The organism is Micromonospora sp. NBC_00330 (assembly GCF_036136635.1).
Classification (GTDB): Bacteria; Actinomycetota; Actinomycetes; order Mycobacteriales; family Micromonosporaceae; genus Micromonospora; species Micromonospora salmantinae.
The window spans coordinates 6289449-6311763 of sequence record NZ_CP108012.1; the positions used below are offsets into that span (position 1 = coordinate 6289449).

Sequence of the window (22315 nt, forward strand, 5' to 3'; positions counted from 1 at the left end):
CCACCCGATCAGCCGGCCTCGTCGGCGAACGGCACCAGGACGGTGCCCCGCTCGTCCGGGCCGTCCCAGAGCACCGCCCGGTCGGGGCGCACCTGCCACTCGACCGGCCGACCGAAGACCGCTGTGAGCTGCGCGACCGGCACGTCCAGCACGGCCACCGCCGCCAGCTTGTCGACCTCGCCCGCCGGCTCGAACAACGCGGCGAACGGCGGCACCGCACGCCACCAGCCCAGCAGATGCCGCCCCGCCGGCGGTCCGTCCCGCAGGAGCGACCGCAGCCGGTCCACCGGCAGCTCCCGAGGCCCCGGCCGGTCCAGCCCGAAGACCACCAGATACGTCGGCAGGTCGTCGGCCGCGTCCGCGAGCAGCGTCGGCAAATCCACCAACTCGGCCGAATGGCGGGTCGCCAAATCGGCAGTCAACGCCTCCGCCAGGACCCGGGCACCCGGATCCGGTGCCGCCACCAGGAAGCGGGCACTGCCCGGTGCGTGGTGAGCCGACGTGCTCCGCGCCGCCGTCGCCAACAGCCCGCCCGCCGCGGTGCCCGACCCCAACACCGCGAGGTTACGCCCGGCCGCCGGCCCCAACGGCACGGCGACCGTCGAGCGGGCCACGTCCACCGCCCGGCCCAACAGGGCGGCCGGTCCGTGTGCCTGTCCGGCAAGGGCCGCCCGGTGGCGCGGATCGTTGCCCAGCATCGGTCGGGCGTAACCCGCGAAGACGACCGGCGGCACCGACCCGGCCGGACGGGCCGCCCACAGCTCGTGCCGCAGCTTCTCCACGACCTCCGGATGATCCTGTGGGTCCGGGTGACGGATCAACCGTTCGTGACCCCGGGTCGCACCCCGCGGGCCGCCGAGCCCGCCGGCCGTGTTCACCACCGCGCTGCCCACCGGTAGACCGGCCGCCGAGTCGTTCGTCGGCTCCAACACCGGGCTGCCACCCGGCAGCGCCACCCGTACCGGAAACTGCCCGAGCACCGAATCCCGATGACCAGCATCCGCGCGCGTACTCAGCCCCAACTCGCCCGCACCCGCCAAGACCAGGTGCACGCCGTACGCCCTACCCGTCCGGGCCAGCCCGTCCAACTGGGAGGCCACCTCGGCGGCCAGCCGGTCCCGCTCCGCGAAGAGCAGCGGCACATTGTCCACCACACACACGATCCGGGGCAGCGGCTGGTGCTGACGCAGCTCCGCGAAGCGTTGCCCCCCGGCCCGAGCGCCCGCCTCCGTGCGGCGCTGGACCTCGGCCGTCAACTCGTCCAGCAGATCCCGGACGTACTCCCGGTCGGCGGCCATCGCGGCCGCGCGCACCTGCGGAATCCACGACCGGTCCCGTTCGGTCTGCAAGAACTCCACGAAGGACTCGCCGTCGCCGAGATCCGCCAGGTACAGCGCCAGGTCGTCCGGGCCGTACCGGGCGGCCAGGCCGAGCAACGCGGTGGTCAGGAACGCGGACCGGCCCGCAGCGGACCGGCCACTCACCAGCCAGTGCGGGGTCAACTCGGTGAAGCCCAGCGGCACCGACCGGCCCCCGGCATCGCCGACGGTCGTGGTCAGCCCGTCGGCCGAATCCGATTCCCACAGTCGCTCACCCGTCGGCGGCAGCAGAGCACCCAACGCCAACCGGGAACCCGCCTCCACCTGCTCGGCGAGCCGCCGACAGACCGCGTCGACCAGCTCGGCCGGCGGGTCCGACTCGACGAAGACCGGCGAGTTCAAACCGCCCGGCGGATCGGCGCCCGGCCCGGCGAACGACGCCCCCGGCGGATCGCCGAGCAGCGCGTACGCGTTCCGCAGCGCCAGCGAAGTGGTCTGCGGCAGCGGTGCCCGGGCCGAGTACGGGCCGGCGGGCGGCCAACCCGCCACCACCAGGTGCAGCCCAGCGGCCGGCCCCTGCTCGGCCAACGTCTCGATGCGCGCCAGATCGGTCGGGCCCGTCGACTCCGGCAGCGCGGCCACCACCAACAACAGCGTCCGATCGTGACGGCGTCGCCCACTCGCCCCCGGCGTCACCCACTGCTCCGCCTCGGTCAGCACCGCGCGCAGACCCGCCACGTCCACCGCCGGCGGCGGCAACAAGCCAGCATCCGCCAGCGCTCCGAACGGCGTCAGCACAGCTCCGGTGGCATCCACCGCGCGAATCAGCAGGGCACCCGCCGGTGCCGCACCCAACAACCGCAGAAGTACGGCCCGGAGCAACCCCGCCACCCGCGGCTCCCGCGCATCAGCGTCCACGCTGAGGTGACCGGTGCCGACAAGTGGCACCAACGCGGGGAAACGAGCGTCGTCCAACGGCGCCGCAGTACCGACCCGAACGAACGACGGCGGACCATCACCCGCCGGCGAGTCCACTGTGAGCGAGTCCAGTGCCGCGCCCGACCAGCCCGGCGCCAGCAAGGCCGCAGCCGTCCGTAACCGGTCGGCCACCTCGTACTGGCGGCGCTGATCGGCCGGAGCCGGCCGCGTCTCGTCAAGGATCCCGGCAGCCGCAGTCGCGACGGCCGCCGCCCGACGGTGCAGGGCTGCGGCGCGGTTCGTACGAGCCTTCGGACCGGCCACCGCGTCCACCCCCTCTACCCGAGGTTGGCAACCCCTCCCCAAGCAGAGACGGTATCCCAGCCGACGGTCCTCCTCCGGGAGGTGCCTCGGCGCTGCGCCGGTGTTGTAGTGGATCTCACCGGTGGGGAGGGGTCCGTCACGATCCGCTGGATCTGAGGCATTGGCTCCGGAGCGTCCAGCCGATAACTTCAGGAGGTGGAATCAGTGCAGCCCCCCGCCGGTTCCCAGGTCTCCCGCGTACCGGCCCAGCGGACACCGTCGGAGCAGCTGCCGCCCGCCCCGGCAACGCCGGCGCCGCAGCCGCCACGCCGCCGGATGCGGACGGTGCTCACCGTCGTCGCTGGCGTGCTCGCCCTGCTCTGCGTCGGCGGGGTCGCCACCGCATTGGTTTGGTACAACCGCGCCTCAACGCCTGACCGCAGCGCACCCGACGTGGTCGTGGACAACTATCTGCGCGCGTTCCTCGTGGATCGCAATGACACAAGAGCCGACCTCTTCACCTGCGAGAGCGGGTCGCAGTTGGAGGCGTTACGCGCTCTGCGGACCGATCTACTCGAACGGGAGCAGCGTTTCGGGACCACGATAACCGTCAGCTGGGGGACCCTGAACGTGCAGACGCAGGGTGAGGTTGCTGCTGTTGAGGTCACGTTGATCATCTCGGCTCGTGTCGACGGGATGAGCCAGAGCGACCGTCAGCCCTGGCAGTTCAATACTCGGCTAGCCGACGGCTGGCAGGTGTGTGGCGGAACGCGAACCGGCTGAGGTCATTCGATCCACAGGAGGTGAACCGGGACCTCCAGCGTGGTGGGTGACTGGCCGCGCCAGGCCCAGCGGTACCACTCCACCTCGGGTGTGACTCGCACGCAGATGTCCCCTTCGGCACCTGAGTAGGTCTCGGTGACCGCTCGAAGGTCACGGTGCTCCAGGCCGCCCTCGACGTGCACCACCCGCCGACCGGTGACCGCGTCCGCTTCGAAGACCGGTGTGGGGGTCCGGTGTGCCGGGCCGTCCAGCGAGACCAACCGGATGCCCGTGTCCCGGGCGTCGTCCACTCCGGGACGGCTGCCGACGGTCTCCACCCAGACCCGCTCCACCGGCACCAACGGCGCGAACACCTCGACCTGGTCGGCTTCGGCCCGGTACCACTCGTGCTCGGGGATCACCGGCACGTAGGTCCGGGCGCTCTGCACCACCCGGTCGTCCGCGCGCAGGTCCCCGCGCCAACCCATTCCGGGCAGCCCGACCAGCACCCGTTGCCCGCGTAACTCGACCCGCTCGGTCGCGGGAACGATGGCCAGGGGTCTAGGCGGCTGCGGTGCCCAGTCCGGCTGGTCGGCGAACGGGTCAGGTAACGGTCCGGTCATACCCGGGGTGGCCTCACTCAGCGGCGCGCAGCGGGGCACCCCGCTCGCGCATGAACGGGACCGGGTTCACCGCGCCGGACGCGTTGCGGTCGTTGCGCAGGTGCACCTCGAAGTGCAGGTGCGGGCCGGAGGAGTTGCCACTGCTGCCGACCTTGCCGATCACCTGACCGGCCGTCACGATCTGATCCTTCTTGACGAAGGGCTGGACCAACATGTGGCAGTACCGGGTGATGTAGCCACCGGCGTGCAGCAGGTCGACGAACCAGCCGCAGCCCCCCTTGCCCGGAAATCCGTCCACGTTGCAGTCCTGTCGGCCGCGACGGTCCTCGTCGCAGGTGGAGACCAACACTCGACCGGTCGCTGCCGCACGGATCTCGGTGCCCTTGGCCGCGCCGATGTCGACTCCGTTGTGGCTGGGTCGGCTGGCGGTGCGGAAACCGGAGCCGACTCCGCCGGGGATCGGCGCGGTCCAGCCGGAGGCCGCGATCTGACCGCGTTCGGCCGCGTTGCACACCGCCTTGCCGTTGATCTCGACGGTGCGGGCCGCGCCGCCGGCCAACGCGTCCACGATCCGGCTGGCTAGCTCTTCGTGTTTGGCGTACGCGTCCGGGTATGCGCTGACCTGGACCCGCTGCGCGACCGCGGTCAGTGGTCGGCGTTGCCAGCTCTCCACCTTGACGAGCTTCTCGTAGAACTTGCGGGCCGCGTACGCGGGGTTCAACCGCTCGGCGACGCTGCCCCACCCCGGCCGCTGCTGGAACAGGCCCAGCGAGTCGTGGTCCGCGCCGACGCCCTCGTGTGGCAGGGCCAGGGACTCGGGTACGCCGCTGTTGGCCAGGTTGCGGAGGGCGGACTCCTGCATCGCGGTGGCGAGGGCGACCACCCAGCCTCGCGAAGGTACGCCCATGTCCTGGCCGACCTTGATGATGACCGCGGCGTTGCGGACCTGGCTGTCGCCGTACTGGGCGAACCGCGGCAGCTTGCCCGCGACGTTTACCGCTCGGACCGGCCCGCACTCCATGCCAGCCATGGTGTCGCCGTTCTCGGCGTCGTCGCCTCCGAGCCCGGTGAGGAAGAACGCCGCGGTGCCGCCGGTGCAGCAGAGCAGAAGCAGCATCCCGGTGAGCACCGCGGCGACCACACCGAGCCGGAGGGGACCGCGGCGAGTTTTGGCGTTACCAACGTCGCTCATGGCCGCTCCCAGTCCAGAACGTCGACCAGCCAACCATCAGCGGAGGTGACCAGCTCCAACCGGAGCCCGCCGGCATCAAGGGGAAGCACCAACTCGACGAACGTCTCGGTCCGCTCTCGCATGGTTGGAGGACCGGTGACCTTTTCGGCCGGCACGTTCTCGGGCTCGGCGCCGGTCAACTTCTCCCTCAGCGCCGGCGTGGAAAGTGGCCGCAGACCAGCCTGCCACTCTTCGGCGGTCATCCCGGGACGGCCCAGCCAGGCCTTGGCGAAGCGGTCGGCGGTCTGTTCGGGCGTGCGGGCGCCGGGCGACGTCACTGGTGACGGCGGAGCCGCGCTGTTGAGCAGACCGTCGTCGCCGGCCGTCGGGTCCACTGTGATGATCGGCCCATCCGGACGGCTACTCAACCCATCGGCCGAGTCGCCCGGATTGGAGATCAGCCTGGCCGCCCCGAGCACACCGATGACCACCACCCCGATCACGAGCGCAACGCCCAGCCGGGACCGCAGCGCCCGGGTGAAAAGAAATTCCAACGCCCGTCGCATGACCGTCACCTCGCCTCTGAGCGCACCCGAGGTCCGGTGCGATCCGGTACACGCTCGGTGGAGCCTGGGCGGTAGACAACGAACGACGGGTTCTCAGCCGGAACATCCGGCTCGGTCCAGGTCGCTGGCTGCCGGCGTCGGGGCTGCGGGGCGGTTGGGCGGCTCCGACCCCTGCCCTCCTCCGCCGGCGCCTCGTCGGGCCGCTCTCGACCATCGGGGCGCACCGCGTCCGCGCGCCGGCCCTCGGCCGCTGCTGTCGGCACCGGGGCGGGGTCCTCCCGCCGCGCCTCCGGACGTAGCCGGGTCTGCGTTGCGTCGGGCGACCGTCGACGTCCGCCCACCGGCTCGGCGGTGCCGCCCGGCTCGGCTACGTCCAGCCGCGCCGCGGTCCGCATGTCACGGAAGAACCGGCGGTGCCAGGATCCGGCCGAACTGACCGCTTCGCTGCTGTCCTTGCCGCCGAGTTGCGTGATCCGCCGGTACGGCCGCAGCAACAGCCATCCGACCACCCCACAGAGCCACACCAGCACCACCTGAAGCCAACCCGGCAGGGCGGGGGTACTCATGATCAGGTCGACGGCGAACAGATAGATGGCGGCTCCGGTGCCGAAGATCGCGATGTTGAACACCGCAGCGACCACGGCGTTCGCCAACCGTCGCAGGCCGGCGCTGGCCGGCCGGAGCAGGCCGATGGTGCCCAGGATGGGTGCCGCGATCACCGCCCACCGGAAGATAAGGAAACCCAGCAGGACCAGCACTGACGCGGTCAGGTCGAACATCGCGAAGAGCACGGCCGCGAGCACGGCGATGAAACCAGAGCCGATTCGGTCCATGTCGCGGGTGCCCGTCAGGAACTCGTACGCCTCAGGGTCCTCGGTCTTGATCTGCTCCGCGACAGTCATCCACTGCTGCTGCTTGGCCTCGATCGTCGCTGGCCGGGTGGCCGGGTTGGCCCGTAGCTTCTCGGCCTCCTCCCAGGAAAACGCCTTGGCGTCGTACAGAGCAGGGCCATACTTTCGGGCGGTCTCGCTATCCGCCGAGCCGAGCACTCCGCGCAGCCAATTGCGGTAGAGCATCGCCTCGGTGGCAGTGTCGCTGGCCCGAACAGCGGGCGGTCTTTTATCCACACAAGCGTCTGGGTTGGGAACGGCGCACTGATCCGGCGGGGTGTCCTTTGACGCCGGGCCTATGGCGTCGTGTACGACGCCGAGTGAGGTGATCAGGGTGCCGTCGGCGATGTTCGCCGACTTGACCGGCCAGGCCGCCAGCGCGGTGACCGCCACCATCACCAGTAGCGCCCACCCTGCCGTCGTCATCGCATTGCTCATGTCCGACTGGCGAGAGCGCCAGAGCAGATAGAGACCCACCACGCAGAGCGTGACGATTCCGAAGACGCTGAATACTTTCTCGTATACGCCCTTGGTGGCCTTCTCCACCAGTGGGTCGGCCCAACTCCACATCGAGCGGGGATCCCAGGCCCGCTCCCGCAGGGCGTTCGAGGCACCCACGACCGCCGTGGCGATCATGAGCTCACCGTTGGCGACGGTGGTGGTGAACTTGTAGTCCGGATGGAGGACGGTGGATGCACATCCGCCCTCCACGTTGTAGGTGTTGAAGCTGTAACCGCCGTAGCCGTAGTCGCTGTAGATGCCCTTCGGCCCGGGCAGCTTGGACGAGTCCGGGCGGGAGGCGAACCAACCAGCCAGGCCCGAATCCGGAGCGGAAGGCACAGGTGGCTTGAGGCAATCGATCTCTGCCTTGCTGACCTGCTTGAGCTTTGCCACGCAGGCGCGGAAGTCGGCTTGCCATTCGGCGGTCGTGCAGAGGTCGGCGCGGGCCTGGGCGGTGGGCGGCGCGGCGGCTGCGGCTTCCGCACCGATCAGCGGCCAGGTGAGGGTGGCCCCGGCCAGTACGCCAAGGGCGAGCAGGAACGACGCGGTCCTTGCCCAGGCCCTAGCCATGTCACGCCTCCAGATCCGGCAGGGGGATGCTCGGCAGGACTCCGGCCGCCGCGGCGATCGCGGCGGGCGTCGTGTCGAGGTGGTCCAGCAGCCCTTCGACGTACGAGACGTCGACTCGGACCTTCTGCACCCGGCCGTCGACGTCGCGCATCACGAACTCGCGGAAGCCGAGCCGGTTGGACGAGCTGGTGTCGGCGGCGGAGAGTGAGGCGAGGGTGGCCTCGTACCCGTCGTTGACCGGCACCCGCAGCAGCCGTAGCGCTTCGGAGGCGATCTCGGCGTCCTCGGCGATGCGGCCGACGAAGACTGTGGAGACGAGGTTCTGCACGTCGAGGCCGAGGATGTCTTTGGGGTTCTGGGAGGCGACCAGTGCGGCGAGGTTCCACTTGCGGGAGTCGCGGGCGAGTCGGACCAGGAAGGAGCGACCGGACCGCCAGCCTTCCATGAAGTGCGCCTCGTCGAGGCCGACGAGTTTGCGGGACGACATCGAGCCGCCGTAGCAGCGCCGGACGGCGAGCCGGTGCGCGGTGTGCAGCATCGGCAGGGCCAGGGCTTCCTCGGCCGACCAGTACTCGCGTTCGATCTTGAGGTCGGGCAACCGTAGCCCGGCCATGGTGATCACGGTGAGTGCCGCGTCGGCACCGAGCAGCCCTTCCGGCGGTCGGCCGAAGAAGAGCATGGCCAGTGGCATCTCGGCGGTGTCCAGCAGGAGGTTGGCCAGTTCCTTGCCGGCGTCGTCGTCGAGCCGCCCGAGGCAGCTCACCACGTCGTCAAGGGTGGAGGTCTCCTCGGCGGGGACCTGGCGGACGGCGTGCCGGAAGAGGGTGGCTGTCGACGCCTCCCTGGCCACCTGCGGCGGGACGAGCATCATGCAGATGTCCTGGACCAGCATCCGTCGCTCGGCTCGGGCGTTGGAGACCGCGATCTCGAACTCCCGGTCACCGGCGGCCCCGGTGCCGAACTCGGAGCGCAGCGGCGTCGGGATGAGCGAGTAGGGCGCCAGGGTGCCGTGCTCCGAGCCGGTCAGGTTCAACACCCGGGAGTACGGCCGCAGCTCGGGCATCGCGCAGAGGCGGGCCAGCGGGCCGGACGGGTCGAGCAGGGTCACCTGGACACCTCGGCGGGCGGCCAGGTAGCCCAGGGCGCCGAGCAGTGTGGACTTGCCACCGCCCGGTTCGGCGACGAAGACCGCGAGCCCGGAGCGTTCCCGGACCTCCATGGGGAAGTGCAGGTCGAGGAAGACCGGGCGGCGGCAGGTGCCCGCGGTCCGGCCGATCAGGTCGCCCCGCCGGTCGCCCACGTTGGATGCGGCCTGGGGGAGCGCGGCGGCGAGCAACGGCACCGGCATGCGACGTACGTAGCCGGTGTTGGCGATCGGCTCGCCGGGGATGAACTCGCGGGCCAGCCAGTCCTGGTTCTTCGGGTGCTGCAGCGAGATGCGTAGCTCCCGGGAGTAGAGCTGGATGAGCCGGCGGGCCCGTTCCAGGCATTCCTCCCTGGTCCGGCCGCCGACGGCGATCCGGTGCCAGCCGTGCGCGCGGGCCGAGTCGACCGGCAGGCCGGTGGTCATCTCGTCGCCGATCACCAGGGCGCGCTTGGCCAGTCGTTCCAGTTCAGGGGGCGCGTCGATGCCGTGTTCGGCGTAGTCGAGCTGTTGCGAGCGGATCATGCGCAGCCGGTGTTCCAGGTTACGGAAGGAGTCGCCGGAGCCGAGGATGTCGACGCGGGTGGAGATCTCCATCGGCCAGGGCAGCCGCTCGTGGAAGTGCAGCCAGGGCTCGTGTCGTTCCGGGATCTCCAGCGGTTCCATCCGGCCGACCGCGAGCACTGCCACGTGCCGCTCCTCGCCGGTCATCCGGTTGACCAGCTTGACCGTTGAGCCGTACGGGGTGCGGTAGCGCTCGACCTGCTCGGTCATGGCGAGCAGGTCGCCGCGCTCCCAGCGCCCGTCGGTGACGGGGGAGAGGGTGCTCGGCGGTGACATGCACAGCGCCACCGAGCGGTAGAGCAGCCATTCCAGCTCCTGGGCGGTGACCCGCCGGCCGCGCATGCCGAACGCCCCGAGCACCTCGTCGAACTGTTCCACGGTGCGGCCCAGCTTGCGGCGTTCCCCATCGGCGGTGCCCCGGCCGAAGGTGCGCAGCAGCCGCTCGGTGAGTGAGTCGCCGAGGGAACGCCGGGCGAAGGTGACACCCAGGTAGGTCTGGCCCTCGGCGTGGTTGACAGCCATCAGGTGGCGTTGGGCGGCCACCAGGTGGTCGGCCCAGCCGGTGGTGCCGGGGACGTCGGGCAGCGGCGCCGCGGTGTGCGTGTCGATGGTGCGCGCCCACTCGTCGGCGGGGAACGGCCGGGTGGTGCGGCGCAGGTGCAGTCGGAAGCCGGCCAGGCCGGCGTACTGCTCGGAGATCGCCGACAGCAGCGCCTCGCGTTCGGCGTCCGGCCGGAACGCCCAGCGGACCTCGGGCAGCCAGTACCAGGCGGTGACGGTGTTCGGCGTGAAGGTCAGGTGGCCGGCGATCTCGGTGATGGCCAGCTCGACAGACGGATCCCGATCCCCGAATTTGATCTTCGGAGCGCGAACCCGGGTCGGCTTGATCGGTCGGTCCGGTCGGCTCGCCGTGCGCTGCCGGGGTGCGGCGATCTCCTTGCCGGTGGCCGCGGCGCCGGTGCTCCTGGGTCGATCCGGGTCGGTGGCCCGGCGCGTCGTGCCTTTAAGCGCTGGCCGATCCGCAGCCGTGATCATGGCCGGCTGCTCCGACGGAGCCGTGGACCGGCCCGCGGCGGCCGTCGGTCGGGGTGGCGCTGGAGCCGCCGGTCGGGCCGGCGACGTCGCTGTGGGGCGGCCGCCCGGCACGGTGTCGGCGGGTCGGCGGACGGAGCCGGTGGTCGCCGACGGCGACCCGCCGCCGGTGGACGGGTCGGGCTCGTCCGGCGGACGCAGCATCGGCCGTCGATCGCCGGCCTGGTGCGGCACTCGGGACTCACTGGCCGGGTGGCCGCCTGCGTGTCGTGGCTCGACGTGTCGGCCACCGTTGGGCGGGTCGGCCGGCGTCCATGGTGGCTCGAGCTCGGGAACCGCGCGGGCTGGTGCCGGGCTGGCGGTGGGTGGCGGCTGATGCGGGATCGTCGGCTGCTCGCGGGTGCTCGGGCCGGCGGTGACGGCTCGTGGGGAGGCGGGTCGCCCGCCGCCGCCGAAGAGGTCCAGGAAGGGGGAGTCGATGTCGGGGTTCTCGCCGGCCGACACGGCGGTGGGCTCGGCCGGTGGTGTCCGGCGGGGAATCGGCCGGGGTGCCTGGAACACGCCGACTGCACCATGGCCGGGTGACGTCACCAGCGCGGGGTCGAGGGCAACCTCGTCCTCGTCCTCGGTGTAGTCGAATGAGTGCGCACGGTGACCGACCGGTGCGCCGGGGCGGCCGGCCGGGGAGCCCGGCGTGGAGGAGCGGCTCATGCGATCGCCTCGGCGACTGTCGGCAGACCCCTGCCCGCGTCCTGTGAAGGACCGTTCGACGTACGTCCGGTCATGCCAGCTCCTCCCTGATCCTGATCCGGCTGCCGACCAGGCGCGGATCGCGCTGCTCGACCGCCGGCTCCCGGGTCCGTCGCCAGTCGGTCAGCGCGGTGCGGATGACCACCCGCGCCGGCCGATCGGGGTCGACGTGCCGGAAGATGAACGACGTGGTCACGATGGCGAGCGCGATCTCCCAGGCTGGGAAGAGCTCGACCGTCAACGTGAACAGCCAGTGGATGAACATGTAGAGGGGGACCAGCAGCATGAAGAGCCCGTACTGGGCGTAGGGCAGGTGGACCGGAAGGGTGTAACCGGGCGGCCCGAGGTAGACCAGGCGGGCCCGGTAGATGTCGTCGTCGGTGCGCAGCCGCATCTGGTGAACGCGCCTATTCGAAGATCAGGTCGATCAGGTAATCGCCGACGAAGAAGAGTGTTGCCGCGCCCGCGATGAAGGCGAGCCCGACGATGGCGATCGCGGAACTGGTCAGCACCTTGGAGATCTCGCCTCGGCTGGCACGCCCGATGAAGATGACGCCCAGGACGGCGAGCAGGATCGGCGCGATCTTGCTGGCGAAGAAGGTGACGACACTGTTGGTGTCGATCCCCTTCGGTGCCGGCTCCGCGAGTGGAGCCGACGCCAGGGTGGAGAGCGCGTGGGCGACGCCGGACGACGCCGTCTCCATGAGCTCGAAGGCGATCACTGGAACCTCCCCATAGCGCGGCCGGCGGTGCCGCGGCGGTGCAATAGGCAAGCCTGGCGGGAAAAGTGCTCCACAGGGCATGGCGTTCTTGACCCTGTGTTCGTTACTCACCACGGAGGGTGGCGAGGTTTGGGCGGTTTTCCCCCGCTTCGGCCCTCCCTCCAAGCTTCGCCATCTCGATGCTGGCCAATTCCAAAGCGTACGGGCCGCCCCGGATTGCGACAAGCCGCGAAGGGGATGCCCGATACTGCCCGGATGACCGATCGTACACCTGTTCTAATCGGCACGTCAGGGGTAGTGGCGTGGGGCCTACCCGGGTCGCCGAGCGCCGCCGCCGCGACCGGTACCGTCTAGTCGTGACCGATCTGGTGCGGGCTTCGGGCCCGGTGGTGATGGGCGTCCTCAACGTCACACCGGACTCCTTCTCCGACGGCGGACGGTACGCCGACCTGGACGCCGCCGTCGGACACGGCGTCCGTCTACGCGACGCCGGTGCGCACCTGGTCGACATCGGTGGCGAGTCGACCCGTCCGGGCGCCGAGCGGATCGATGCCGCGACCGAGGCCGAGCGGGTGTTGCCGGTCATCCGCGAGCTGAGCGCCGCCGGTGTTGCGGTCAGCGTCGACACCAGCCGCGCGCGGGTGGCGGAGGCCGCCCTGGCCGTCGGCGCGGCGGTGGTCAACGACGTCTCCGGTGGCCTGGCCGACCCGGACATGGCCCGCGTGGTCCGTGACGCGCACTGCCCGTGGGTGCTGATGCACTGGCGTGGGCACTCCCGTGCCATGCGCGAGCTGGCCACCTACACCGACGTGGTGGCCGACGTCCGGGCCGAGTTGGCCCAACGGATCGACGCGGCGTTGGCCGCCGGGGTGGCGGCCGACCGCCTCATCGTCGACCCCGGGCTCGGCTTCGCCAAGACGGCCGCGCACAACTGGGAGCTCAGCGCCCGCCTGCCGGAGTTGCTGGATCTCGGCTTCCCGCTGCTCTTCGGGGCGAGTCGCAAGTCGTACCTCGGTGGGTTGCTCGCCGCCGCGGACGGCACGCCGCGACCGACCGCCCAGCGGGAGGCGGCCACCGTGGCCACCAGCGTGCTGGCGGTCGCCGCGGGCGCCTGGGGCGTACGCGTGCACGACGTGCGAGCCACCGCCGACGCGCTCGCCGTCTGGGCGGCGACCGGCAGGCCCCGCCTGGCCGTGCCGCCGCACGACAGGAAGCGACCGCAACACGATCACGAGCAGGGGGTACGGCGATGACGGCGGACCGGATCCAGCTGACCGGCCTGCGGGCGCGCGGTCGGCACGGGGTGTACGACTTCGAACGCGTTCAGGGGCAGGACTTCGTGGTCGACGCCGTCCTGGAGCTGGACCTCGGCCCGGCCGCCGCCAGTGACGACGTCACCGCCACAGTGCACTACGGCGAGCTGGCCGAACGCCTGGTCGCGGTGGTGACCGGGGAGCCGGTCAACCTGATCGAGACCCTGGCGGACCGGCTCCTCGCGGTCTGCCTGGCAGACGTTCGGGTCGACGCCGCGACGATCACAGTGCACAAGCCGGAGGCTCCGGTGCCGCACACCTTCACCGACGTGGCCGTCACCATGACCCGGGCGCGTACCCGGTGACCCGGGCGGTCCTCTCGCTCGGCAGCAACCTGGGCGACCGCCTGGAGCACCTGCGCACTGCCGTCGCCACCCTCGGCGACGCGGTGCTCGTGCTCTCCGGGGTGTACGAGACTCCACCGTGGGGAGACACCGATCAGCCCGCGTACCTCAATGCGGTGGTGCTCGTGCAGGACGAGAGCGCGACCCCGCGCGACTGGCTGGAGCGGGCCCGCGACGCGGAGCGCGCGGCTGGCCGGGTCCGTGACCCGCAGCGGCGGTTCGGGCCGCGCACCCTCGACGTGGACGTGATCGCGGTCTGGGGCGACGACGACGAGCCGGTGCTCAGCGACGAGGAGGAGCTGACCCTGCCGCACCCCCGGGCGCACCTGCGCGCCTTCGTGCTGCGTCCGTGGATCGACATCCAGCCGTACGGTCGGCTGCCCGGTCACGGCTGGCTGACCGACCTGCTGACCACCGGCCCCGCGGCGGACGAGGCGTTGGAACTGCGTCCCCGGCCGGAGTTGGCGTTAGAGTCGACGGCATGACCGAGCGGAATCGGCCGGCATGACGCAGGCGAAGCCCCCACCCGGCGGGTCGGGCCCGGACGGGTCGCGGATGGGCCCCACCCGGATCTCGACCCTGGTCGTGGCCGGCCTGGGTGCGGCGGCGGTGGCCTGGCTGCTGATCAGCACCCTCTACTACAGCGGCATTCCCCGGCTGCCCTGGCTGCCGGTGGTGACGCTGGCCGGGCTCGCCGTGCTGGAGGCGTACGCCGCGATCAACACCCGGGGCCGGATCGAGCGCAAGCCGGGTCGGGAGCCGGTCAATCCGCTGTTGGTCGCCCGCTTCGTGGTGCTGGCCAAGGCGTCGGCACTGGCCGCCGCGATCTTCGCGGGCTTCTACGCGGGGCTCAGCGGCTGGCTCTTCGTGGAGACCACCCGCGCCGCCCTGGACGATCGACCGGCCGCCGGCGGTGGCCTGCTCGCCTCGCTGGCGCTGGTCGGCGCCGCGCTCTGGTTGGAGCGCTCCTGCCGGGTGCCGGAACGCCCGGACGACGAGCGTGAGCAGGACCCTCGGGAGAGCCGCCCCGGCCAGCGCTGAGCAGGGGGGTTACGCCCGGCTGCGGTCGCGGGTACGGTGCCTGCGATCGGAGAGCAAGGGCCGCCCAGGGTCCGTCCGTGCGCCGGACTGGGAACGGTCGGCCACTGGGGAGGCGGCGTGATGGGGTACGAAGAAGCGGGCCGGGACCGGTCGGCCGAACCCTCGTCTGGGGTGCCGGCCGCTGTCCTGGACAACGTCTTCGACGATCCCACCCACGGTGAGCCCGGCCGGGACCGGATCGGCGTTCACCTGGGGTGGGAGCTGCTACTGCTGGCCGGGCTGGCCGCCGTGAGCTGGCTGCTCTGGCGGGAGGATCCGGCCGCTGTGCGCGACGGCAACCTGCGCACGCTGCTGATCGACGCGGTCGGGCTGGGATTGCTCGTCCTTGCCGCCGGGCTGAGCCTGCGGACGGCCGCGCCGAACCTGGCCGTCGGCCCGATCGCGGTAGCGGCCGCCCTGCACTACGCCGAGCAGGGTGACCGGGGCCTGCCGGCGTCGCTCGGCCCGGCCGTGGCGGTCGCCGCCGTGGGCGGGCTGGCGCTGGCGCTGGCGGTGGTGGTGCTGCACGTGCCGGGCTGGGCCGCCAGCCTGGCCGGCGCCGCCGCCGTTGTGGTGTACATCGAACGCCGTTCGGCGCCCGTGCTGGTGCAGGGCGACTACGACCCCTCCAGCAGCGCCGGTTACCTCTTCGCAGGCTTCGCCGCGGTGGCCGTCCTGGGTGGGCTGTTCGGCGCGATCCGCGCGATCCGCCGGCTCGTCGGCCGGTACCGACCGATCGCCGACCCGGCCCGTCGGCGGGGCGCGGTGGCCGCCGTGGTGACCGCCGTCGCCTTGGTCGTCTCCACGGTGCTGGCCGCTCTGGCCGGCATGCTGCTCGCCGCCAACGACCCCGGGCCGGTGGCGCCCACCTCGGGGCTGGACTGGACGGTGCTGGCCATCGGCGTGGCAGTGCTCGCCGGCACCAGCGCGTACGGCCGCCGGGGCGGTGTGTTCGGCACGCTGTTGGCGGTCGGCCTGGTCACGGTCTTCCAGGTGTACGCGCCGGAGCGCGGCTGGACTCTGAGCAACTGGGTGGTCGGCGGGGCCGCGCTCGGCATCGGGTTGCTGGCCACCCGGCTGGTCGAGACGCTCGGGCGGCCCCGATCGGGCAGCCCCGAGCGGCCCGAGCCGGTCAGCGACGGCACCATCAGCTCGGGCTGGACCACGCCGCAGCCGCAGTCCGTCGACAACTGGCCTCCCACGCTGCCGACCCAGGCCGCGCCGCAACCGATCGACCCGTGGCGGGATCCGCGGTGGGAGGACGGCCCGCGACGGTGGGACACCGACGAGCGGTGAGCCGCGTCGCGTCCGCCGAGCCGGAGCTGATCTCGACCGTTAGGCTCGGCGACATGACCGACTCACCTGCCGCCACCCCGGGCGGAACCTCGTTCGAGGTGCTTGACGCGCTGTCCACCGAGGAGCTGCGGGAGCGGGCGTTCGCCCGGGCCCGGGAGCATCGGGACGTGGGCTTCTTCTGGTCGGTGCTGCGCCACCTGCCGAACGCGGACGAGGCCACGGTGCTGGACGGCGCCCCGAACTCGATCGGCCCGACGATCGACGAGGCCAACGCGCTGTGGCGGGAGCTGACCGGTCACGGCTACGAGGAGTCGGCGCCGCTGCTGCGGGCTGCCTTCATCGACTACCTGATGAAGCACTGAGCCGCTCGGGGCAGCCCAGGTCCGCACGAACCACCGGTTCGGGGCCTGGGCGGATCGCGTCGCTCATGCACCGTTCCGGCCCGGTCAGCCGCTACGGCACAGCCGCTGGCACCGGCGCCCTCGCCGTGTTGCTGCTGGTCGGCATCTGCGGCAGTCCGGCGTACACCGGCTGGGCCGTCACACTGACCGACCCGGAGTCGGCCGGTGCCTTCTACGCGCGCCTGCTCGCCTGGCCGGCCTGGCGGCTCGACGCGGACGGGCAGGCCGGCGGGTTGTTCGCCGCCGACCTGCGAGCCGTGCTGCTGGTGGTCCTCGCGGTGGCGCTGCTCTACCTGTTGCCCGCCGCCCAGGTCGCCCGGGTGCCCGGCCCGGTCAGCCAGTTCTTCTCCGGCTGGGCCGCGTACGTGCTGGCTGGCGGGCTGGCCGCAGTGCTGGCGGCGCTGCTCGGCCCGGCACCGTCGCTGCTGGGGGCCCTACAGGACGCCAGCGCCGGTGCCGGTTACGGCTTCCTCACCGGGTGGATCATCGGCATCGCCAGCCTCGGCGGTCGCGCCTGACCCGACCGAGCGGGGTCAGGCGCGGCGGTCGCACGTGCGCCGCGGCCGGGGCGGGTCAGCTGGTCGGGCGGCCGAGGTCGAGGAGGCGCTGTCGGCTGAGCGCGCCCACCGGACGGCCGGCGTCGGTCACGAGGAGTCGGTCACGGCCCGAGGTGAGCAGGACCGCCAACGCGTCGTACGCCGAGCCGTCCACAGCGACGGTGGGCAGGTCCGGTGCGGCGTCCTCGGGCACCGGCTCCAGCGCCTCCCGGTCGAGCGGGGTGACCGCCAACCGGCGGATGCCCCGGTCGGCGCCGACGAACTCGCGTACGAACGCGGTGGCGGGTGCGCCGAGCAGCGCGGCCGGGGTGTCGTACTGCTCCAGGTGCCCGCCCTCGGAGAGGACCGCGATCCGGTCACCGAGTCGGACGGCCTCGTCGAGGTCGTGGGTGACCAGCACGATCGTCTTGCGTACCTCGGCCTGGAGGCGCAGGAACTCCTCCTGGAGGCGGGCCCGGACGATCGGGTCGACGGCCGAGAACGGCTCATCCATCAACAGCACCACCGGGTCGGCGGCGAGCGCCCGGGCCACCCCGACCCGCTGCCGCTGGCCACCCGACAGCTCGTGCGGGTAGCGACCGCCGAACTCCGCCGGGTCCAGCCCGACCAGGTCGAGCAGCTCGTCGACCCGGGCCCGGGTCTGGCCCTTGGGCCAGCGGAGCAGGCCCGGCACGGTGGCCACGTTGGCCCGCACGGTCTGGTGTGGAAAGAGGCCGACGTTCTGGATCACGTAGCCGATTCGACGGCGCAGTCGCACCGGGTCGACGTTCGTGACGTCCTCGTCGCCGAGCGTGATGCGACCGTTGGTCGGTTCGATCAGGCGATTGATCATCCGCAGCACCGTCGACTTGCCGCAGCCGGACGGGCCGATCAGCACCACCAGTTCGCCGGCCCGGACGTCCAGGCTGAGGTCCCGGACAGCTTCGGTGCCGTTGGGGTAGCGCTTCTGGATGCCCTTCAGGGAGATCGACGCCGCGCGAGGGGATTGGGCCACGTCGGCAGCCTCCGGGGTAACGTCCACGTATGTCCTTCCGCCTGAGCTACCGGGCCGACCCGGGTAACCCCTGGTTCTCCTGGCAGTACGTGCGGGACAACTCTGACACGATCCTCGCCGCGGTGCGCGAACACGCCTCCCTCACCGGGCGGGCGGTGTTGATAGCGGTGCTGATCGCCCTGCCGTTGTCAGTGCTCGCGTACTGGGTCCGTCCGCTCGCCGGTCCGATCCTCGCTGTCAGCGGGGTGGTCTACACCATCCCGTCGTTGGCGCTCTTCGCGTTCATCGCCCCCTACCTGGGCACCGGGGCGACAACGGTGCTGGTCGGGCTGGTCCTCTACGCGCTGCTGCTGATCGTGCGCAACGTGGTGGCCGGTCTCAACCAGGTGCCTCCGGAGGTTCGCGAGGCCGCCGAGGGCATGGGTTACGGCCGCTGGAGGCGGCTGTTCCGGATCGACCTTCCGCTGGCGCTGCCGGGCATCGTGACCGGCGTACGGCTGGCGACCGTCTCGACGGTGGCGTTGGTCACGGTCGGGGTGCTGGTCGGGCACGGCGGGCTCGGGCAGTTGATCTTCGCGGGCTTCCAGAACAACCTCTACAAGGCCGAGATCATGACGGCCGCGCTGCTCTGCGTGGCGCTCGCTGTCGTGCTCGACCTGCTGCTCATCCTGGTCGCCCGACTGGTGACTCCCTGGTCCACCCGGAGGGCACGGTGACCATCGCGGAAAACCCGATCGGGCAGGCCGTCACCTGGATCAACGACCCACTGAACTGGACCAACCCCGGCGGCATGCTGGACCGGCTCGGCGAGCACCTGACGATCTCCGCCCTGGCGGTGGCGCTCGGCTGCCTGGTGGCCTGGCCGCTCGGGCTCTGGCTGGGGCACCTCGGTCGAGGTGGCGGCCTCGTGGTGCTGATCTCCAACGCGACCCTGGCCATCCCCACCCTGGCGCTGCTGACCATCCTCCCGGTCGTCTTCGCCAGCGGCTTCGGGAAGACACCGGTCGTGGTGGCACTGGCTGTCTTCGCCGTGCCGCCGCTGCTGGCCAACGCGTACACCGGGGTGCGGCAGGTGGACCCGGAGGCCCGCGACGCGGCCCGGGGGATGGGCCTGTCCAGCGCGCAGCTGCTGCGCCGGGTGGAGTTGCCGCTCGCGGTGCCCTACCTGGCGGCCGGCTTCCGCACCGCGGCGGTCCAGGTGATCGCGACCGCGGCGCTGGCGTCCTTCGTCAACGGCGGCGGCCTGGGCCAGATCATCCGAACCGGCTTCGGCATCGGTATCGCGGCCGGCGGCGGGCAGATCGTCGCCGGCGGTGTGCTGGTGGCCGGGCTCGCATTGCTGGCCGAGGTGGTCCTCGGAGGCGTCGAACGGCTGGTCACCCCCAAGCCGCTGCGGCGCGGGCGGCAGCGCCTCGGGCGGCCCCGGGCCGCCGACGCCACCGGTAGCGCCTGACCCGTCCGGGTGAGCCCGCGTCGAGCTGGCGACCCACGCCCGTCAAATCGGTGACGATGGGGTGACGAAGTCCATCCCAAGTTGTCGGTCGGTTCCGGAGCATGTTGGGTGGACATTCGCGGGCGGCCGACAGTCAGGATCGCCCGTCGGACACGCGGCCGGCCCGGGACGGGCCGCGCCGGGACACGGAAGGCGGGCACATGCGCGCAGCACGTACACGTCTGGCGATCGGGGCGGTCAGCGCCATCGCCGGGGCAGCACTCCTCACCGGCTGCGGTGACGCCGGCTCGTCCGGCACCGACGCACCCCAGACGAGCGCCTCCGGCGCCGGGTGCGCACCGGTCGCCGGCCAGCAGCTCATCGCTCTGCAGGACGACAAGAAGCTCCAGAACTCCGACAACGTCATTCCCGCTGTCAACAGCAAGGCGGCCAACCCCCAGCTGATCGCCGCACTGGACAAGGTCTCCGCCGCGCTCGACACCCCGAAGCTGATCCAGCTGAACAAGGCCGTCAACGAGGACCGCAAGACCCCCAAGGTGGCGGCCGAGGAGTTCGCCAGCGCGAACAACCTCACCGCGGGCATCGCCAAGGGCCCGGGTGGCGACATCACTGTGGGCGCCGGCAACTTCGCCGAGAGCCAGATCCTGGGCGAGCTGTACCGGATCGCGCTCACCGCCGCCGGCTACCAGGTCAAGGTGCAGCAGATCGGCAACCGGGAGCTCTACGCGCCGGCCCTGGAGAAGGGCGAGATCCAGGTCGTCCCGGAGTACGCGGCGACCATGGCCGAGTTCCTCAACACCAAGGCAAACGGCCAGAACGCCCAGGCGATCTCCTCGCCGGACATCAACACGACGGTGACCGCGCTGAAGACCGAGGGCGACAAGGCCGGCCTCACCTTCGGCACCCCGGCCGCCGCACAGGACCAGAACGCCTTCGCGGTGACCCAGGCCTTCGCCGACAAGTACGGCGTGCGGACCCTCTCCGAGCTGGCCGCGAAGTGCTCCGGCAGCGCGACGGTGCTGGGTGGCCCGCCGGAGTGCGAGCAGCGTCCGTTCTGCAAGCCGGGTCTGGAGAAGACCTACGGGCTGTCGGTCGGCAAGTTCTCCTCGCTCGACCAGGGCGGGCCGCTGACCAAGAGCGGGCTGCGCGACGGCTCGATCAGCGTGGGCCTGATCTTCTCCTCGGATGGCGCCTTCGCCACCAGCTGAGCCCTTACCGCACGTGCTGAGGACGCCCCCGCCCCCGACCGGGCGGGGGCGTCCGCGCGTCCCGGGGACCCCGTTCCCTCCGGTGGATATCGTGGGTAGGCTGCACATCCATGCCAGCCCCGGCCACCTCTGACGCCCGGCGTCAACCACCGCTGCTGACCATGCTCTTCTGGGCGGGCGTCGCTCTCGCGCCGGTGGCGGCGCTGATCCTGCTGGTGGCCGACGGCAATGGCCCGCTGCGTTTCGCCGCGGTGCTCGCCATCCTCGCCGTGGTGCTGATCGGCCTCTCCATCGCGTTGCGGCCCGACGGCGAGGGCGCCTCGGCGCGGACCGACGAGCTGCTGGACGAGATCGAGGAACTGCGTCGGGAGTTGCGCGGCGAGATCGTGGCCGCCGCCCAGCGCGGTAACCAGGCGCTCGACCAGGCGCAACGGGCCCACGAGGGGATCGCCGCGGTGCGCCGCCGTCTCGACGCCAGCGGTGCCGCCCTCGCCGGTGCCGCCCCCGCCGTCGAGCCGGCGGGCGCCGGACGGGCGCGGGTGGCTGCCGTCGAGCCGCCGGTGGACGACACACCGGTGGCCCGCAACCGGGGCGACGCGCCGGCCGGCCGCGCCCGGGTGTCCGGCCCGGACGACGCGCCCCGGTGGGGGCGTGCCGAGCACCCGGACGACGACGAACCGGCGTACGCCCGGGAGGCCCCCGAGCCGCCGGCCGCCGCCGGGACGTACGGCGGGGAACGGTCGGCCGCCACCGCGTACGGCTCAGCTCGCCCCCGGGAGCACGACCGCCCCGAGGCGGCGCACCGGCCGGGTGGCGTGGTCCGACACACCGAGACCGTGCACGTCACCACCCGGCACACGGTGGTGGACGGCGGCCCGGCCGAGCCGGCCGGGCGCTACGGCGGCGGGTACGCCGGTCAGTGGACCCCACCCGCGCAGGAGTGGACCCGGGGCGGCGACGCCGATCATCCCCCTCGCCCGGCCGGCCGGGCGAGGAGCGAGCCGGAGCAGCACCCCAGGGCCGGGTACGGCGACGAGCCGGGCTGGACGGGCCGCCGCGACGAACCGGAGTGGACGGATCGGCGCGACGCCTACGCCCAGCCCGACGAGCCCGCCCCGGTGGCCCGGTCACACCGCACCCCGGAGGGGCCGGCGGCGGAGTCCTGGGACAGCCCTGACGATCGGGGTTGGTCGGAGCAGCGCGAGCGGGCGGGCGCCCCGGCACCGCAGGCCGGGCCGCCGCTGCGGGCCGACGACACCGGCGAGTACTGGTCGCAGCTGCGGGCCGGTGACCGGTGGGCTGCCGTCCGCGACGACGAGAACGGTCGTGAGTTGCGGGTCGGCGAACGTCGGGCCGAGGTGCACGCCGACGCCACCGGCACCGAGTACCGGGTGGCCGACCGCTGGGCCGCCGTCCGCCACGAGGAGCCGCGCCGTCACGAGGAGCCGCGCCGTCACGAGGAGCCACGCCGTCACGAGGAGCCGCGCCGTCACGAGGAGCCGCGCCGCCACGAGGACGCCGGCCGCTACGAGGAGCCGCGCCGCTACGACGACGCGGGCCGCTACGAGGATGCCGGCCGGTATGAAGAACCGCGCCGCCACGACGGTGGTCGGCGGGCCGAGCCGGGAAGGCCCGCGCTGCCGGTGGGCGGTGTGCCGGTGCCGGACGAGTGGCGCCCACCGCGCCAACGCGGCCACCAGGCGGAACCCGCGCCGGAACGGACCGGCCGGCGGCGGGTCGACGAGCGCTACGGCTACCCGCCGCAGGACGACGTACCGCGTGCCGGCGGCGCGCCACCCACCGACCGCTGGCGGTGACCGGTCAGGCGGCTCGG

The 22315-nt window shown here is 72.2% G+C and carries 20 protein-coding genes and 1 pseudogene; 12 read left to right on the plus strand and 9 right to left on the minus strand.

Going from position 1 to position 22315, the window contains the following annotated elements; translation table 11 throughout:
- Positions 1 to 8 precede the first annotated feature (8 nt).
- Positions 9 to 2570, minus strand: coding sequence for an FtsK/SpoIIIE domain-containing protein (locus tag OG598_RS28640; protein WP_328651851.1), 2562 nt, complete (start codon positions 2568 to 2570; stop codon positions 9 to 11).
- 195 nt (positions 2571 to 2765) lie between these two features.
- Between OG598_RS28640 and OG598_RS28645 the strand changes: the two genes are divergently transcribed.
- A complete protein-coding gene (locus tag OG598_RS28645; protein ID WP_328655465.1) occupies positions 2766 to 3323 on the plus strand; it encodes a hypothetical protein in 558 nt (185 codons plus the stop codon).
- Positions 3324 to 3325: 2 nt separating this feature from the next.
- On the opposite strand, the gene OG598_RS28650 is transcribed toward OG598_RS28645, so the two are convergent.
- The 7 genes from OG598_RS28650 to OG598_RS28680 all read right to left on the minus strand — a co-directional run bounded on the left by OG598_RS28650 (position 3326) and on the right by OG598_RS28680 (position 11835).
- On the minus strand, positions 3326 to 3925 hold the full coding sequence (locus tag OG598_RS28650; RefSeq protein WP_328651852.1) for a hypothetical protein: 600 nt from the start codon (positions 3923 to 3925) through the stop codon (positions 3326 to 3328).
- A 13-nt stretch (positions 3926 to 3938) separates the two neighbouring features.
- Positions 3939 to 5117 carry a M23 family metallopeptidase gene (locus tag OG598_RS28655; RefSeq protein WP_328651853.1) on the minus strand — a complete coding sequence of 393 codons (1179 nt, stop codon included), beginning with the start codon at positions 5115 to 5117 and terminating at the stop codon, positions 3939 to 3941.
- On the minus strand, positions 5114 to 5662 hold the full coding sequence (locus OG598_RS28660) for a hypothetical protein (protein ID WP_442931397.1): 549 nt from the start codon (positions 5660 to 5662) through the stop codon (positions 5114 to 5116). Before OG598_RS28660 ends, OG598_RS28655 begins: the two co-directional genes overlap by 4 nt.
- Before the next feature lie 5 nt (positions 5663 to 5667).
- Positions 5668 to 7623, minus strand: coding sequence for an MFS transporter (locus OG598_RS28665; protein ID WP_328651855.1), 1956 nt, complete (start codon positions 7621 to 7623; stop codon positions 5668 to 5670).
- A 1-nt stretch (position 7624) separates the two neighbouring features.
- Positions 7625 to 11074, minus strand: coding sequence for an ATP-binding protein (locus OG598_RS28670; protein WP_328651856.1), 3450 nt, complete (start codon positions 11072 to 11074; stop codon positions 7625 to 7627).
- 70 nt (positions 11075 to 11144) lie between these two features.
- A complete protein-coding gene (locus tag OG598_RS28675; protein WP_053654782.1) occupies positions 11145 to 11507 on the minus strand; it encodes a hypothetical protein in 363 nt (120 codons plus the stop codon).
- Positions 11508 to 11520: 13 nt separating this feature from the next.
- Positions 11521 to 11835 (minus strand): hypothetical protein, encoded by a 315-nt coding sequence (locus tag OG598_RS28680; RefSeq protein ID WP_030327982.1) that lies wholly within the window; start codon positions 11833 to 11835, stop codon positions 11521 to 11523.
- 356 nt (positions 11836 to 12191) lie between these two features.
- Between OG598_RS28680 and folP the strand changes: the two genes are divergently transcribed.
- The 7 genes from folP to OG598_RS28715 all read left to right on the plus strand — a co-directional run bounded on the left by folP (position 12192) and on the right by OG598_RS28715 (position 16787).
- On the plus strand, positions 12192 to 13088 hold the full coding sequence (folP, locus tag OG598_RS28685) for a dihydropteroate synthase (protein WP_328651857.1): 897 nt from the start codon (positions 12192 to 12194) through the stop codon (positions 13086 to 13088).
- Positions 13085 to 13453: a dihydroneopterin aldolase gene (folB, locus tag OG598_RS28690; protein ID WP_328651858.1), complete on the plus strand. Its 369-nt coding sequence runs from the start codon at positions 13085 to 13087 to the stop codon at positions 13451 to 13453. The genes folP and folB overlap by 4 nt, the downstream gene beginning before the upstream one ends.
- The gene (folK, locus tag OG598_RS28695) at positions 13450 to 13977 is read left to right on the plus strand and encodes a 2-amino-4-hydroxy-6-hydroxymethyldihydropteridine diphosphokinase (RefSeq protein ID WP_112601537.1); all 528 of its coding nucleotides are present in this window, start codon (positions 13450 to 13452) and stop codon (positions 13975 to 13977) included. Before folB ends, folK begins: the two co-directional genes overlap by 4 nt.
- A gap of 19 nt (positions 13978 to 13996) precedes the next feature.
- On the plus strand, positions 13997 to 14533 hold the full coding sequence (locus OG598_RS28700; protein ID WP_328651859.1) for a DUF3180 domain-containing protein: 537 nt from the start codon (positions 13997 to 13999) through the stop codon (positions 14531 to 14533).
- A gap of 120 nt (positions 14534 to 14653) precedes the next feature.
- Positions 14654 to 15868 (plus strand): ABC transporter permease, encoded by a 1215-nt coding sequence (locus OG598_RS28705; protein ID WP_328651860.1) that lies wholly within the window; start codon positions 14654 to 14656, stop codon positions 15866 to 15868.
- Positions 15869 to 15921: 53 nt separating this feature from the next.
- Entirely contained in the window at positions 15922 to 16230 is a 309-nt protein-coding gene (locus tag OG598_RS28710; protein ID WP_328651861.1) for a hypothetical protein, read from the plus strand.
- Between the two features lie 65 nt (positions 16231 to 16295).
- Positions 16296 to 16787 (plus strand): hypothetical protein, encoded by a 492-nt coding sequence (locus OG598_RS28715; protein ID WP_328651862.1) that lies wholly within the window; start codon positions 16296 to 16298, stop codon positions 16785 to 16787.
- Positions 16788 to 16842: 55 nt separating this feature from the next.
- Here the strand turns inward: OG598_RS28715 and OG598_RS28720 are convergent, their stop codons facing one another.
- Positions 16843 to 17847 (minus strand): ABC transporter ATP-binding protein, encoded by a 1005-nt coding sequence (locus OG598_RS28720; RefSeq protein WP_442931398.1) that lies wholly within the window; start codon positions 17845 to 17847, stop codon positions 16843 to 16845.
- A gap of 2 nt (positions 17848 to 17849) precedes the next feature.
- Between OG598_RS28720 and OG598_RS28725 the strand changes: the two genes are divergently transcribed.
- From OG598_RS28725 to OG598_RS28740, 4 genes and pseudogenes are all read left to right on the plus strand, one after another.
- Positions 17850 to 18536, plus strand: a complete 687-nt coding sequence (locus tag OG598_RS28725) for an ABC transporter permease (protein WP_091403225.1) — start codon at positions 17850 to 17852, stop codon at positions 18534 to 18536.
- Positions 18533 to 19273, plus strand: coding sequence for an ABC transporter permease (locus tag OG598_RS28730; RefSeq protein WP_328651864.1), 741 nt, complete (start codon positions 18533 to 18535; stop codon positions 19271 to 19273). The genes OG598_RS28725 and OG598_RS28730 overlap by 4 nt, the downstream gene beginning before the upstream one ends.
- Before the next feature lie 25 nt (positions 19274 to 19298).
- Positions 19299 to 20481, plus strand: a pseudogene (locus tag OG598_RS28735) (glycine betaine ABC transporter substrate-binding protein).
- Between the two features lie 110 nt (positions 20482 to 20591).
- Positions 20592 to 22298 carry a hypothetical protein gene (locus OG598_RS28740; RefSeq protein WP_328651866.1) on the plus strand — a complete coding sequence of 569 codons (1707 nt, stop codon included), beginning with the start codon at positions 20592 to 20594 and terminating at the stop codon, positions 22296 to 22298.
- The last annotated feature ends 17 nt before the right edge of the window (positions 22299 to 22315 follow it).